The sequence below is a fragment of the Acetobacter sp. P1H12_c genome (assembly GCF_018811975.1).
Classification (GTDB): domain Bacteria; phylum Pseudomonadota; class Alphaproteobacteria; order Acetobacterales; family Acetobacteraceae; genus Acetobacter; species Acetobacter persici.
This window is the reverse complement of the sequence record NZ_JACRVR010000019.1, coordinates 21,633-35,582: the sequence shown is the minus strand read 5'-3', so window position 1 is coordinate 35,582 and position 13,950 is coordinate 21,633. Positions and strand designations below refer to the sequence as shown.

Genomic DNA, 13,950 nt, shown 5'->3' with positions numbered 1-13,950 from the left:
ATCTTGAGGGTATCAACGGTCTGCCAATACGCTTTCTGTCAGGAGGAAACCCTGTGTGTGGAGCGATGTCCAGAGCGGACGGGGTGTTTCAGCAGAATGTAAGACTAAAAAAACATGCTGAAATGCGTCCTCGTCTGACAAAAAAGACTGTCCCGGAGGACCGAAAGAGCAGAGAAAAGGACCCGATATGCCTTGCTGGCGGGATAGCGGCCGTAAAAAACAGAATGCTGTCTCCTCCGCTCACGGCATTATGTATAAGAAGAAGCGTCTGGTAAGCTGGACGATGCCTTGAGCGATGATAACGGACACATCCCGCATGCCTCTGACGCCCAGCCCCGAAATCGACTCACCGTCTGCCCGGATTGAGGACCGAATTGTTTATGCGGCGCTGTGCGGGCGGATTGCCCCCGGAGAGCGGCTGGGCGAGAAAGATCTGGCAGAGATTTTCGGGGTTTCCCGCACGCTGGTGCGTGAGGCCATGATGCGCCTGCAGGCACGGGGCATTGTGCAGGTTTCCTCCCGGCGTGGCTGGTTTGTGATTGAACCCACGGAGGAGGAGGCCCGGCATACGCTGGATGCCCGCCGGGCGCTGGAAGTGGGTATGCTGGTCACGCTGGGGAAGGTGGATGCCCCCACCATTCAGGCACTCCGTGCTCATGTTCAGGCCGAACAGGCCGCTATTGAGAAGAATGATAGAGCGGAGCGGAGCTATCTGCTGGGGCATTTCCATGTCTGTCTTGCGGAAACGCTGGGCAGCCCGGTTCTGGCCGCGCTGTTGCAGGATCTGACAACGCGGACGGTGCTGATTGCGGCCCTGTATCAGTCTTCTCATGATGCCTGTGAATCCAGCGCCGAGCATGAACTGATTATTGATGCGCTGGAAGCAGGTGATGTGCCGGAAGCCGCGCGTCTGATGGACACACATTTGCGGCATGTTGAGAACGCGCTGAATGAGCGGCACGTCCGCAGCCGGCTGAAAAACCTGAAAGCAGCCCTCAGTCACCCCGACTAAAAAGCGCGATCAGCGCGCGCGCATCACGGCAGAGGCCAGAAGGGGGGTTGCAAGACCTTTTTCTTGTATGCAAGATTGTATTTGTATTGCAACGACCTGTGGTGACGCAGGCAGGAGCGGCTTTTAATGATGCCTTCAGACTGTTCGGATAGTGCTGGCCTGTCAGCCTCTGTGCCCGGTGGCGTGCGTGCCGTGACGCGCTGTGATGTGCTGGGACAGGCCCCGTTTTCTGAAGAGCCGGACCAGTTGTTTCGTCCGTATCTTAGTGCCGCCTATCGTGCCACCAGCACACAGATTGCCGAATGGATGCAGGCAGCGGGCATGCAGACCCGGATTGATGCGGCCGGGAATCTGATCGGGCGGTATGAAGGTCTGGCGCCTGGCGCTCCCGCCCTGCTGATTGGTTCCCATATTGATAGCGTGCGGGATGCCGGGCGGTATGATGGCATGTTGGGGGTTCTGCTGGGCGTGGAGCTTGTGGCGCATTATGCTGCTCAGGGCAGGCGTTTTCCCTTCGCGCTGGAGGTGATCGGGTTTGGGGATGAGGAAGGGTCGCGCTTTCCGGTCTCTATGCTGACGTCCCGTGCTGTGGCTGGTCTGCTCGGGGAGCCGCCAACTGGCATGCAGGATGCAGCAGGTCTGTCCTTGCAGGCCGCACTGGCCGGAGAAGGTCTGGCGCTGGAGCAGATGCCAGACGCGGCGCGCAGACCTGACGAAATCCTTGCTTATCTGGAAGCGCACATTGAGCAGGGTCCGGTGCTGGAGGCCGAAAACCGCGCTGTGGGCGTGGTGACGGCCATTGCCGCGCAGTATCGTTTCCGGGTGCATCTTCAGGGTGTGGCAGGCCATGCGGGCACCATGCCCATGACCTTGCGGCAGGATGCATTGGCGGCAGCGGCTGAGGCTATTCTGGCGATTGAGACAATTGCGCAGTCCGGACCATCTGATCTGGTGGCAACGGTCGGTCAGCTTACGGTGGCTCCCGGTGTGCCCAATGTGGTGCCGGGCTCTGTTGTGTTCAGCATTGATGTGCGGGCCGGAGAGGCCGCCGTGCGCAATGCCGCAGCAGAAGAGATCCGTAAAGCACTGGAAGCGCTGGCAGCGCGGCGCAAAGTGACGCTGGACATGAGCTTACAGCAGGATCTGCCTGCTACGCCGTGTGATGCCGCTCTGACGGACCTGCTGGGTGAAGCCGCACGGACTGTAACCGGCGCGGAACCCCGCAGAATGGTGAGCGGGGCCGGGCATGATGCGATGGTGATTGCCGCACTGGCACCAGTCTGCATGCTGTTTATCCGCTGTGAAGGTGGCATTAGCCACAATCCGGCAGAGGCTGTGGACCCGGCGGATGTTGATCAGGCCTTTCAGGTCATGACCCGCTTTATTGAAGATTTTGCCGGACGCTGTCCGTAAAGCAAGCAACGAAAGGCCTGTTGAATGGCAAACGATTTTTTTGGTCAGATTGACCCGCCGCAGCGGCTCCTGATGGGGCCGGGGCCGGTTAATGTGCATCCGCGCGTCCTGCGCGCCATGGCAGCGGATATGCTCGGGCAGTTTGACCCGGAAATGACAACCTACATGAATGAAACCATGGCGCTGTATCGTCAGGTTTTCATGACGCAGAACCGCTGGACCTTTCTGGTGGACGGCACGGCGCGGGCAGGGATTGAGGCCGCTCTGGTTTCTCTTGTGGAGCCGGGGAGCAAGATTCTGATTGTGCGGGCCGGGCGGTTTGGCCTGCTGCTGTCTGAAATTGCTGAACGGATTGGCGCGGAAATCTGCACGCTGGACCTGCCCTGGGGCGAGGTGGCAACACTTGAACAGATTGAAGACGCTCTGATTGCGCATCGTCCGCAGGTGTTTGCCTGTATCCATGGTGACACCTCCACCACCATGGCGCAGCCGCTTGACGGTGTTGGTGCGCTATGCCGCAAATATGATGTACTGTCCTACGTAGATGCCACGGCAACACTTGGCGGGATGCCGGTTGCCACAGATGCGTGGGGCGTGGACGTTATTACCGGGGGCTTGCAGAAATGTATGGGGGGGCCTCCGGGTTCCGCCCCCATTACCATTTCTGACCGTGCGGCAGAGCATATCATGGCGCGCCGCCATGTGGAGGCCGGGATCAGGAGCGGGGATATGGCTGATGGCAGTCGCGCCCGTATTCCATCCAACTATTTCGATCTGGCGATGGTGATGGATTACTGGTCTGAAAAACGGCTGAACCACCATACGGAAGCTACCACCATGCTCTACGGCGCGCGGGAAGCTGCGCGCGTGATGCTGGAAGAAGGGCTGGACGCCCGGTTTGCCCGGCACAAGGCCGCAGGGGCGGCGATGGTCGCCGGTCTGCGGGCCATGGGGCTAAAGGTGTTCGGGCAGGATGCATACCGCATGACGAACGTAACCGGCGTGTGGATCCCCGACGGTGTGGAGGGTGAGCCTGTACGTCAGCAGATGCGGGATGATTTCGGGATTGAAATTGGCACGGCCTTTGGCCCGCTGGCCGGGAAGATCTGGCGTATTGGTGCGATGGGCTATAACGCCAAAAAGCATAATGTGTTGCTGACACTGGGTGCTTTGGAAACCTGTCTGGCCACACAGGGATATGCCGTAAAGCGGGGTGCCGGGGTGGATGCCGCACTTGCAACCTGCCGGACCTGAGACACAGAGAAAAATATAATAACGGGAGGGTGATATGCGCGAACAGGATAAAACACTCACCAGACTGGAGGCGACGGCTGAGTCTCTTGGCCTGGCCATCCCGGATGACTGTCTGCCGGGCGTTCTTGCCAACACGCAGCTCTTGCAGGGCTATGTGGATCTGATTTGCGGTATGAGCCTGCCTGATACCTGCCTGCCTGCTTATGAGTATCAGCCCTGATGATCGCGATAACTGACCATGCACACCGCATCCGCACAGGAGCGGTGTCGGCTGTCCACACCGTTCAGCAGACGCTTGAGGCATTCCGGCAGCGTGACGCGGCGTATCATACCGCCACCCGGTTGCTGGACGAGCGTGCCCTGAAAGCTGCGGCTGACATTGATGCACGTATTGCACGCGGGGAGCCGGTCGGGCCGCTGGCGGGTGTGCCATTTGGCGTGAAGGATCTGTTTGATCTGGCTGGTCTGGTGACAACTGCCGGGTCAGTTGTTTTGAAGGATCAGCCTCCGGCCAGGCAGGATGCGGAGGTGGTGCGCCGCCTGTGCGCCGCAGGGGCTATTCCCGTGGCGACCCTCAATATGGATGAGTTTGCGTACGGGTTCGCGACGGAAAACGCGCATTACGGTACAACAAAAAATCCGCATGATACGGCCTGTCTGGCCGGTGGCTCTTCCGGTGGCTCCGCTGCGGCCGTAGCGGCTGGATTGCTGCCGCTCACGCTTGGGTCTGATACCAACGGGTCCATCCGTGTTCCGGCTTCTTTATGCGGTGTCTGGGGGCTGAGGCCAACGCAGGGCGTGCTGCCTCTGGACGGGGTTTACCCGTTTGCCGCAAGTCTGGATGTGGTGGGGCCATTTACACGTACCAGCGCAGATATTGCCTGCGCATTTGAAGCCCTGAGTGGTGAAAATAGCGCAACAGTTCAGGATGTTTCCGGCCTGAAAATCGGGCGTCTGGATGGCTGGTTTGCGCAGGATCTGGACCCGGACCTTGTGGCCGGGGTTAACCGGCTTCTGGCTGTATGCGCGGATGTGCGCAGCGTAACTCTGCCGGACGTCGCGCGGGCGCGGGCAGCGTCTTTTGTGATCACCGCAGCAGAGGGCGGCGCGCTGCATTCCGGCCGGTTGCGGACGCAGCCCATGGCGTATGACCCGGCAACGCGGGACAGGCTGATTGCTGGCGCTCTTCTGCCATCCCTGCCAGTCATACAGGCGCAGAGACTGCGTGCATGGTTCCGGGATGTGCTGCATGAGACCTTCCGGGATGTTGATATTCTGGTAGCCCCGGCCACGCCCGGCGTGGCACCCCGGCTGGATCAGCCGACCATCACTCTGGGCGGCAGGCAGGTGTCCGCGCGGGCTAATCTGGGCCTGTTTACCCAGCCTCTCAGTCTGGCGGGGATGCCGGTTGTGGCCGCACCACTGGCTCCCGTACCGGGAAAACCTGTGGGGCTGCCGCTTGGTGTGCAACTGATTGCCGCACCGGGGCGGGAAGCAACATTGCTGGCATTTGCGCAGACAATGGAAAAAGCTGGTCTTCTGGGTTTTCCCTCCGCCAGTGCAGACGCAAGCAAACAGGCCTGACATCCATGCTGCACACGCCGCGCTCTACCCGGGGGATGGTAACGTCCCCGCATCATCTGGCCAGTCAGGCCGGGCTGGATGTTTTGAAAGAAGGCGGAACGGCGCTGGACGCCGTGATTGCCACGGCTGCGGCACTGGCAGTGGTCTATCCGCACATGACCTCCATTGGCGGGGATGCGTTCTGGCTGATCCAGTGGCCAAATGGGCGGGTAGACACCATTGATGCCTGCGGCGCTGCCGCAGGCAGAGCCGATCTCACATTTTACCGCAATGCCGGGCACGCAACCATTCCCTGGCGCGGCGGGGCTGCGGCCAATACGGTTGCCGGGACGGTGTCTGGCTGGGGTGAGGCGCACCGGCTTTCCGGAGCTTATCACAGGCAACGGCAGACGCAGGCGTTGCCGCTGGAGCGGCTTTTGCGGGATGCAATCTGGTATGCGGAGCAGGGTGTGCCGGTTACGGCGGGCGGGGCTGAGGTTGCCGCGCAGAAAAGTGCTGAACTGCGCGCAGTGTCAGGATATGCGGCGGTTTTTGAACCAGAAGGCCGCCCGTTACAGACTGGCGATATTCTAAAAAACCCCGCACTGGGAGAAACCTTGCGCAAACTGGCTGCTGAGGGTGTGGCCAGTTTTTATACCGGGTCTCTGGCGCAGAGCGTGGCGGCGGATCTGGCGCGAGCGGGTAGCCCTCTCTCTGCTGAGGATCTGGCCGCTCATGCGGCAAGCCTTCGTGCACCGTTGTCTGTCGGAGTGAGCGGCGCAACGCTGTATAATATGGCCCCGCCAACGCAGGGTGTTGCATCTCTTCTCATTCTCGCCGTGTTTGACCGGCTCAAGGCGGAGGCTCCGGAAAGCTTTGCCTACTGGCATGGGCTTGTTGAAGCGACGAAGCAGGCTTTCCGGTATCGGGACACCCATGTGGGAGATCCCGTTTATATGACAGTCGAAGCCCAGCAGACGCTGAATGATGCTGCCGCGCTGGACCGGATGGCCGCAGCAATTGATCCGCAGAAAGCGGCCCTGTGGCCTTATCCGTCACAGGCCGGGGATACGGTCTGGATGGGGGCTATTGATGCGGACGGTGTGGCTGTCAGTATGATCCAGAGCACCTATTTTGAATTTGGATCAGGCGTGGTGCTGCCCCAGACAGGGATTGTCTGGCAAAATCGGGGTTCCAGCTTCCGGCTGGCAGAGGAGGGGTGGAATGTGCTCCGCCCCGGCCGCAAGCCGTTCCACACGCTGAACCCTGCGGCGGCCCGGTTTGAGGACGGTCGGGTGATGGTTTATGGCACCATGGGCGGCGAGGGCCAGCCGCAGACGCAGGCGGCGGTTTTTACCCGCTATGCGCAGTATGGCATGGGATTGCAGCAGGCCGTTACCGCACCGCGCTGGCTACTGGGGCGCACATGGGGGGATGAAAGCGTGACCCTGAAATATGAGGACAGGTTTGCGCCGGACCTCGTGGCGCAGATGGTCGCGGCAGGGCACAAGATGGAACGTGTTGCGCCCTTTACCTCTCTGATGGGGCACGCAGGCGCACTTGTCCGTCACCCTGACGGGATGCTGGAAGGTGCTACGGACCCCCGGAGTGACGGGGGTGTTGCCGCATGGTAGCGCAGAATTAAGAGCGTTATGAGGCGGTGTCCTGCCGGATATGGACAGGCCGCCCATCTACCCAAGTGGCTTTGACGCAGCGGTCATCCCCCAGCGTCATCAGAACAAAGAGCAGATCCGCGATGCTGGTACATTCGCCGGTGCGCAGGGCCAGCAGGGGTGTGGCCGCCGGGTCCAGCACGCACAGATCCGCCTCCATGCCCGGCGCAATGGTCCCGATTTTACGCTCCAGATGCAGGGACTGTGCGGCTCCGGCCGTAGCCAGCCAGAATGCCTGAATGGCGTGCAGGCGCTGCTTTCCGGCCATCAGCGAGACCTTGTACGCTTCCCCCATCGTGCTGAGCAGAGAAAAGCTTGTGCCCGCTCCGATATCCGTACCCAGACCAACATGGACCGGACGGCGCGGGTCCAGCGCATCAAACAGCCGGAAGACGCCGCTCCCTAAAAACAGGTTGGAAGTCGGGCAATGGGCCAGTGTACAGCGTGTGTCATGGCAGTGCTGGAAATCATGCTCGTGCATATGGATGGCGTGGCCAAAAATGGCGCGCGGGCCTGCCAGCCCCGCTTTGTCATACACATCCAGATAGGACGTCCGGTCCGGGAACAGCGTTTTGACAAACGCAATCTCATCCTCGTTTTCAGCAAGATGCGTCTGCATGAACAGATCATCCCGGCTCCGGAAGAGAGCCCCGGCACATTCCAGTTGTTCCGGTGTGCTGGTGATCGCAAAGCGTGGTGTAATGGCGTAAAGCTGCCGCCCTTTGCCGTGCCATGCCTCAATCAGTTTCTGGGACTCATCATAGCCCTGTCTGGTGGTATCCCTGAGATTATCCGGCGCATTGCGGTCCATCAGGACTTTGCCTGCAATCATCCGGGTGCCAAGCTTTTCTGATTCCTGAAAAAAGGCTGTCACGGATTCAGGATGTACGGTGCAGTATACAGCCGCTGTTGTCGTGCCGTTACGCAGCAGTTCCTGCAAAAAGGCGCGGGCGACGGTCTGTGCAACCTCCGGGCTGGAAAATTTTGCCTCGGTGGGAAACACATACTGTTGCAGCCATTCCAGCAACTGCTCACCCCATGAGGCAATAACAGGGAGCTGCGGGTAGTGGACGTGTGTATCAATAAATCCCGCGCTGATCAGGCTGTTTGGATAGTGTGTAACCTGCACGCCTTCAGGCACCTGTGTGCGTAGCGCATCATAAGCGCCGCACAGGCTAATCTTCCCGTTTTCAATCAGGATCAGTCCGTCTTCTTCAACATGCAAAGCCTCTTCCGGTGGCATGGTGAAGGGATTGCCTTTGAACGTGACATAACGCCCTCTCAGAGCAGCGGTGCGGGACGGGGAGGGCATGGAACCTCGCAGACAGGGGCCGGAGTTAAAGCTGATCGGCAAAAAACTGTTCAATTTCAGAAATAATCAGTCTTGCTGCCATGGAAAGCTGGCGTGACCTGTCAACACACAGCGCCAGCGTAACCGGGGACAGTTTTTTATGCAGGATGGGGGTGAACGCAAGCTGATTTTTCTGCACTTCATCATACACATCCAGATAGGAGAGAACGCCGATGCCCACTCCGGCACTGACGAGCGATTTGATCATCTGAATATTGTCAGCCCGGCCTACCGCCTGAATTTTCAGGCCGGTTTCTGCTTCCAGTAGTTCCAGTGGCCGCCATAACGCCAGCGGGGGTGCGGGAATGACAACCGGATATTCCGCGCACAGACTGAACGGGGCGGATTCCAGCGCGCCGACGGGGTGGTCAGGCGGGGTGATAAAGCCAAGCGGAATTTCTTTATGGGCCCGCACAAACAGTTCCCGCATGTGGCCGGGGTTGAACATCAGGGCAAAATCGGCCTGACCATCTACCAGAATTTCCCCCATATCCTTGCTGGCGCGCACATGCACGTTCACGACAATGCCGGGATGTGTTTTTCGCAGACGGCCCAGCACGGCGGGCAGGAAGCCCTTTGTCAGCGCATCAGGGATCAGAATATCCGCCGAGCCCTGCCGCAGGCCTTTCAGGTTATCAATCTGCGTGGTGAGCGCGCGGAGGTCCCGCGTCCAGCGGATGCCCGAAGAGAGCAGGAGTTCACCCGCCGTGGTCAGCCGCAACCCGGTTGGCAGGCGCTCGAAGAGCTGGGTGCCGAGCAGTTTTTCGCCTTGCAGGATCTGCCGGTCGATCGCCGAGGCCGCGATATTCAGCTCATCAGACGCTTTGCGGATTGAGCCCTGCTGCGCCACGGCAATGAAGTAGCGAAGGAAGCGAGAAAAAACCGGCATGTGAGGTGATCTCATTTTGCGAACGGATTAGACTGATTTAAGTCATATACAAGAATGGTCCGGGTGTGAAATTGTTTCAGATGGCGATAGGCCGGGATAAAGATAAGGTTAGACGTGCAGATGGAACAGGTTTCTTCCACCACAGGGCTGGACCAGCTTGAACAGCGTGTTCGGGATGATCTGGCCAAAATCCGCTACGCAACGGGTGACTGGTGCGTGCCTCTGGAGCGGGATGGAGAGCGTGTTCTGGATGTTGCTATTATCGGCGGCGGGCAGGGAGGGCTTGCAACGGCGTTTGCACTCCGTCGGCGTGGCCTGAGTAACGCTTGCATTTTTGATCAGGCCGCCCGTGGCGGGGAAGGTCCGTGGGTCACCTTCGCCCGGATGATCACCCTGCGCACGCCCAAGCACGTCACCGGGCCTGATCTGGGTATCCCGAGCCTGACGCCACAATCCTGGTTTGAAGCACGTTATGGTGCGGAAGCGTGGAAGGCGCTGGATAAAATTTCCCGGCAGGACTGGCAGGCCTATCTGGACTGGCTGCGCGATGTGCTGGGCCTGCCCGTACAGAATGACCGTAAACTGGTTGATATTGACTGGCAGGATGGTCTTCTGCGCCTCACGTTCCAGCAGGCCAGTGGTGCGCAGTCTCATGTCTGGGCGCGTAAAATGGTTCTGGCCACCGGGATTGAAGGGGGCGGGGCCTGGCATGTGCCAGACTTTATCAAGCAGGCACTTCCGGCCTCGCGCTATGCGCACACCAGCCAGCAGATTGATTTTGCCGCACTCAAAGGCAAGCGGATTGGTGTGCTGGGGGCCGGGGCTTCGGCGTTTGATAACGCCGCGACAGCGCTGGAACTGGGGGCAGGGCGCGTCGATCTGTGCCTGCGTCGGCAGAAAATTCCGAGTGTGAACCCATATCGCTGGATGGAGAATGCGGGCTTCCTCGGATATTTTGCTGATCTGCCTGATCAGGTGCGCTGGCGCTTTATGCACCGCATTTATGACCTCAATCAGCCGCCGCCGCAGGATACGTTCTGGCGTTGCCGCAAGCATGAGAATTTTGCGTTCCACACTGGCGCGCCCTGGCTTGCAGTAAAAGAAACACCGGAAGGCGTTGTCGTCACGACGTCACAGGGCGAAATGACGTTTGATTTCCTGATTATTGGCACCGGGTTTGTGATTGACCTCACCCGCCGCCCGGAAATGCACCGTTTTGCCCGGAACGTCACGCTCTGGCGGGACCGCTTTACTGCCCCTGCGGGCGAGGAAAGCGAGGTTCTGGCCAGCCACCCTTATCTGAGCGGCAACTTCCAGTTCCAGCCTCTGAATGCGGCGGACCCGATGGCGCCAATGCTCAAGGCCATTCATAACTTCACGTTTGCCGCGATGCCCAGCATGGGGCTTTCAGGAGCGTCCATCAGCGGGATGCGTTTTGGGGTGGAGCGGCTGGTGCAGGCCATCGGGCGTGAACTGTTTGTGCAGGATGGCGAGACGCATCTGCAAAGCCTGCTGGATTACGATACGGACGAACTCGTCAGCCTTGCCCCACCTGTGTAAGAGACGTCCCCAAAGCAAGAATATGTGCAAGACACACGACCATCAGGCACAGCCGGAGAGAGCATGACTGATTATCCGCGGGATATGACCGGATATGGCCCGACACCGCCCGACCCTCAGTGGCCGGGCGGGGCGCGCATTGCCGTGCAGTTTGTCATTAATTACGAGGAAGGGGCTGAAAACTGCGTCCTGCACGGGGATAAGGGGTCGGAGGCTTTCCTGTCAGAAATGGTTGGCACCCGCTCCATTCCGGATGCCCGGTCCATGCAGATGGAAAGCCTGTATGAATATGGCAGCCGCGCCGGGTTCTGGCGGCTGTATCGGCTGTTCCAGTCTGCCGGGATGCGCCCGACAGTGTTTGGTGTGGCTCTGGCAATGGCGCGCAACCCGGAAGCGGTTGCGGCCATGAAGGACGGGAACTGGGAAATCGCCACGCATGGCCTGCGCTGGATTGATTATCAGGATATCCCGGAAGAGGTGGAACGCGCGCATATCCGCGAGGCCATTGCGCTGCATACGCAGATTACCGGCTCCCGCCCCCTCGGCTGGTATCAGGGCCGGACAAGCCCCAACACCGCGCGTCTGGTCGTGGAAGAAGGCGGCTTTGTGTATGACGCGGACTCATACGCGGATGATCTGCCTTACTATGACCGGCGATACGGACGCCCTCAACTGATCGTTCCCTACACGCTGGACGTGAATGACATGAAGTTCGCGGCGCTGAATGGCTTTACGGAGGGCGAACAGTTCTTCCGGTATCTGCGTGACACGTTTGATATGCTGTACCGGGAAGGCGGGCGGATGATGTCCATTGGCCTGCATTGCAGGCTTGCCGGAAAACCGGCCCGTGCGCTGGCTGTGGCGCGTTTTCTGGAGCATGTGCAGGCGCATGAGAAAGTCTGGGTCGCGACCCGGCTTGAGATCGCGCAGCACTGGCTTGCGGTGCATCCGGCATGAAGTTTGATGATGTGAATACCCTGCCGCCAGATGCCTTCGTGGTAGAATTTGGCGGTTTGTATGAACACTCTCCCTGGGTTGCGGAAGGGGCTGCGCAGCAGCGCCCCTTTGCCAGCAGGGAGGGGATGCTGAAGGCTTTTTCTGACGTGGTGCATCAGGCCGGACATGACCGCCAGATCGCATTGGTCCGGGCGCATCCGGAGCTTGGGCATCGTGCGGGGATTGACCCAGCTTTGACGGAGGCCTCCGCACAGGAGCAGGGAAGTGCCGGGCTGGACCGGCTGAGCCCTGCCGAATATGCGCATTTCCAGAGCCTGAACACCGCATACCGGGACAAGTTTGGCATGCCGTTTGTCATCTGCGTCCGTAAGGCAGGGAAAGCGGTCATTCTGAATGCCATGGCGGAGCGTCTGCTCAGCACGCCGGAGGCCGAACTGGCAGAGGCGCTCAGGCAGATTGATGCTATTGCCTCTTTACGCTTGCAGGATAAACTGACCGCATGAGTTCTCTATCAACACATGTTCTGGATACGGTGTCTGGCCGTCCTGCCGCCGGGGTGCGGTTGCGTCTGTTTTCAGGTGCTGCCGTCCTGTTTGATGGCGTGACGGATGCTGATGGACGTTGCCCTGCCTTACGCGCGTTGACGCTTGAAGGCGGGCAATACCGGCTGGAATTTGAAATTGCCGCCTATTTCCGTGCACAGGGGCATGAACTGGCGGAACCGCCATTTCTGGACGTTGTTCCCCTCGTGTTCGGGCTGAGTGCGGAAGGGCACGCGCATGTGCCGCTGCTTGCCGCCCCATACGGATATTCCACTTATCGAGGGAGTTGAGTGCGTGACCCTCGACAAACGTAAAACGACAGAAGCCGTCCATCCGGTTGATCAGGTTCTCCCGCTGTGGGAACTGGCAATTTACGGCTTCCAGCATGTTCTGACATTCTATGCGGCGGCGGTCATTGTTCCCATTCTGCTTGCCAGCGCGCTTGGCCTTTCGCATGACATGCTGGAACATCTGATTGAGGCTGACCTGTTTACCTGCGGGATTGCCTCCTTCATTCAGGCTGTCGGCATTGGCAAGATCGGGGTGCGGCTGCCGCTCCTGCAAGGGGTGACCTTTGTGGCGGTGATGCCCATGATCGCGATTGGCGTATCGGCCGGTGGCGGTGTGGAAGGGCTGCACCAGATTTTTGGCGCGGTGATTGTTGCCGGACTGTTTTCTTACGTTGTAGCCCCGTATTTTTCCCGCCTTATCCGGTTTTTCCCACCAGTTGTGACAGGGTCCGTCATTCTGGTGATCGGGCTGGCGCTGCTGCCGGTTGCCGCGAATGATATTGTGTCCGGCCACGGCACGAACGTCATGCAAAATCCCGTGGAATTGCGGAACGTGGCCTATGGTCTGGGCACATTGTTTTGCATTCTGGCGATCCAGAAATTCTTTCGCGGGTTTATTGGCACGATTGCCGTGCTGATCGGCCTTGTTCTCATGACGCTGGTGGCCTGGGCGCTGGGAGATGCGCATTTTGGGGATGTTGGCGCCGCGCCGTTGCTGACAATTTCCCGGCCGTTTTTCTTTGGGATGCCGACCTTCCACGTCGTACCCATTCTGTCGCTGATTATCGTCATGATTATTTCCATGCTGGAAACAACGGGCGATGTGTTTGCAACAGGGGCTATCGTTAAAAAGCCGATTACCTCGGATGATATCGCCTCTGCCATCCGCGCGGATGGGCTTGCGACGTTTATCGGCGGTGTTTTCAATTCCTTTCCCTACACCTGCTTTGCAGAAAATGTCGGGCTGGTCCGGCTGACGCAGGTTAAAAGCCGGTGGGTTGTGGCCTCTGCTGCTGTGATCATGATGGTGCTGGGCTGTATCCCCAAACTGGCCGCCATTATGGCGAGTGTCCCGCTGCCTGTTCTGGGAGGGGCGGCTCTGGCCATGTTTGCGGCGGTTGCCGTGGTCGGTATCCAGACGCTCGCACAGGTGGATTTTGAAGATCAGAATAATATGATCATTGTCGGGACCAGCATCGGTCTGGGCATGCTGGCCACAGCCCAGCCGCATATTGCGGATAACTTCCCCAGCTGGGCGCAGATCATTTTTGGCAGCGGGATTACGCTCGGCTCCATGGCGGCAATGGGCCTGCATCTGGTGTTCAACCACTTCATGCCCGCCAACAAGCATGGTGTGGTCATTGGGGATCAGCCCTCTAAAATCTCTTCAGACGAGACTGCTCAGACGGTCCTGACCGATGAAGGGCGCGTGCAGGAAGGGTAAGC

13 protein-coding genes are annotated in these 13,950 nt (G+C 59.4%); 11 read left to right on the top strand and 2 right to left on the bottom strand.

What is annotated here, in order from left to right; genetic code table 11:
• Positions 1 to 316 precede the first annotated feature (316 nt).
• The 6 genes from KP699_RS10525 (at position 317) to KP699_RS10500 (ending at position 6,876) form a co-directional block, all read left to right on the top strand.
• Positions 317 to 1,012 (top strand): GntR family transcriptional regulator, encoded by a 696-nt coding sequence (locus KP699_RS10525; protein ID WP_077931573.1) that lies wholly within the window; start codon positions 317 to 319, stop codon positions 1,010 to 1,012.
• A 126-nt stretch (positions 1,013 to 1,138) separates the two neighbouring features.
• A complete protein-coding gene (locus tag KP699_RS10520; protein WP_215762572.1) occupies positions 1,139 to 2,425 on the top strand; it encodes an allantoate amidohydrolase in 1,287 nt (428 codons plus the stop codon).
• A 24-nt stretch (positions 2,426 to 2,449) separates the two neighbouring features.
• Entirely contained in the window at positions 2,450 to 3,679 is a 1,230-nt protein-coding gene (locus tag KP699_RS10515; RefSeq protein WP_215762571.1) for an alanine--glyoxylate aminotransferase family protein, read from the top strand.
• Between the two features lie 34 nt (positions 3,680 to 3,713).
• Positions 3,714 to 3,899 carry a DUF4089 domain-containing protein gene (locus KP699_RS10510; protein WP_025826609.1) on the top strand — a complete coding sequence of 62 codons (186 nt, stop codon included), beginning with the start codon at positions 3,714 to 3,716 and terminating at the stop codon, positions 3,897 to 3,899.
• A complete protein-coding gene (locus KP699_RS10505) occupies positions 3,899 to 5,263 on the top strand; it encodes an AtzE family amidohydrolase (RefSeq protein WP_215762570.1) in 1,365 nt (454 codons plus the stop codon). Before KP699_RS10510 ends, KP699_RS10505 begins: the two co-directional genes overlap by 1 nt.
• A gap of 5 nt (positions 5,264 to 5,268) precedes the next feature.
• Entirely contained in the window at positions 5,269 to 6,876 is a 1,608-nt protein-coding gene (locus tag KP699_RS10500; protein ID WP_215762569.1) for a gamma-glutamyltransferase family protein, read from the top strand.
• 16 nt (positions 6,877 to 6,892) lie between these two features.
• Here the strand turns inward: KP699_RS10500 and guaD are convergent, their stop codons facing one another.
• Positions 6,893 to 8,227 carry a guanine deaminase gene (guaD, locus tag KP699_RS10495; RefSeq protein ID WP_215762587.1) on the bottom strand — a complete coding sequence of 445 codons (1,335 nt, stop codon included), beginning with the start codon at positions 8,225 to 8,227 and terminating at the stop codon, positions 6,893 to 6,895.
• Between the two features lie 25 nt (positions 8,228 to 8,252).
• Positions 8,253 to 9,155 (bottom strand): LysR family transcriptional regulator, encoded by a 903-nt coding sequence (locus KP699_RS10490; RefSeq protein ID WP_077929738.1) that lies wholly within the window; start codon positions 9,153 to 9,155, stop codon positions 8,253 to 8,255.
• A gap of 120 nt (positions 9,156 to 9,275) precedes the next feature.
• Here KP699_RS10490 and KP699_RS10485 point away from each other — a divergent pair, with 120 nt between their 5' ends.
• From KP699_RS10485 to KP699_RS10465, 5 genes are all read left to right on the top strand, one after another.
• Positions 9,276 to 10,715, top strand: coding sequence for an NAD(P)-binding domain-containing protein (locus tag KP699_RS10485; protein ID WP_374196925.1), 1,440 nt, complete (start codon positions 9,276 to 9,278; stop codon positions 10,713 to 10,715).
• A 63-nt stretch (positions 10,716 to 10,778) separates the two neighbouring features.
• Positions 10,779 to 11,672 carry an allantoinase PuuE gene (gene puuE, locus KP699_RS10480; protein WP_215762568.1) on the top strand — a complete coding sequence of 298 codons (894 nt, stop codon included), beginning with the start codon at positions 10,779 to 10,781 and terminating at the stop codon, positions 11,670 to 11,672.
• Positions 11,669 to 12,175, top strand: a complete 507-nt coding sequence (gene uraD, locus KP699_RS10475) for a 2-oxo-4-hydroxy-4-carboxy-5-ureidoimidazoline decarboxylase (protein WP_215762567.1) — start codon at positions 11,669 to 11,671, stop codon at positions 12,173 to 12,175. The genes puuE and uraD overlap by 4 nt, the downstream gene beginning before the upstream one ends.
• Positions 12,172 to 12,504, top strand: coding sequence for a hydroxyisourate hydrolase (gene uraH, locus KP699_RS10470; protein ID WP_215762566.1), 333 nt, complete (start codon positions 12,172 to 12,174; stop codon positions 12,502 to 12,504). The genes uraD and uraH overlap by 4 nt, the downstream gene beginning before the upstream one ends.
• Before the next feature lie 4 nt (positions 12,505 to 12,508).
• Positions 12,509 to 13,948, top strand: coding sequence for a nucleobase:cation symporter-2 family protein (locus tag KP699_RS10465; protein WP_308164911.1), 1,440 nt, complete (start codon positions 12,509 to 12,511; stop codon positions 13,946 to 13,948).
• Positions 13,949 to 13,950 lie beyond the last annotated feature (2 nt).

What these genes read in the sequence shown, in the direction of transcription:
- KP699_RS10525 (WP_077931573.1), top strand. Translation starts at nt 317, where the DNA reads ATGCCTCTGACGCCCAGCCCCGAAATCGACTCACCGTCTGCCCGGATT.
- KP699_RS10520 (WP_215762572.1), top strand. Translation starts at nt 1,139, where the DNA reads ATGATGCCTTCAGACTGTTCGGATAGTGCTGGCCTGTCAGCCTCTGTG.
- KP699_RS10515 (WP_215762571.1), top strand. Translation starts at nt 2,450, where the DNA reads ATGGCAAACGATTTTTTTGGTCAGATTGACCCGCCGCAGCGGCTCCTG.
- KP699_RS10510 (WP_025826609.1), top strand. Translation starts at nt 3,714, where the DNA reads ATGCGCGAACAGGATAAAACACTCACCAGACTGGAGGCGACGGCTGAG.
- KP699_RS10505 (WP_215762570.1), top strand. Translation starts at nt 3,899, where the DNA reads ATGATCGCGATAACTGACCATGCACACCGCATCCGCACAGGAGCGGTG.
- KP699_RS10500 (WP_215762569.1), top strand. Translation starts at nt 5,269, where the DNA reads ATGCTGCACACGCCGCGCTCTACCCGGGGGATGGTAACGTCCCCGCAT.
- guaD (WP_215762587.1), bottom strand. Translation starts at nt 8,227, where the DNA reads ATGCCCTCCCCGTCCCGCACCGCTGCTCTGAGAGGGCGTTATGTCACG.
- KP699_RS10490 (WP_077929738.1), bottom strand. Translation starts at nt 9,155, where the DNA reads ATGCCGGTTTTTTCTCGCTTCCTTCGCTACTTCATTGCCGTGGCGCAG.
- KP699_RS10485 (WP_374196925.1), top strand. Translation starts at nt 9,276, where the DNA reads ATGGAACAGGTTTCTTCCACCACAGGGCTGGACCAGCTTGAACAGCGT.
- puuE (WP_215762568.1), top strand. Translation starts at nt 10,779, where the DNA reads ATGACTGATTATCCGCGGGATATGACCGGATATGGCCCGACACCGCCC.
- uraD (WP_215762567.1), top strand. Translation starts at nt 11,669, where the DNA reads ATGAAGTTTGATGATGTGAATACCCTGCCGCCAGATGCCTTCGTGGTA.
- uraH (WP_215762566.1), top strand. Translation starts at nt 12,172, where the DNA reads ATGAGTTCTCTATCAACACATGTTCTGGATACGGTGTCTGGCCGTCCT.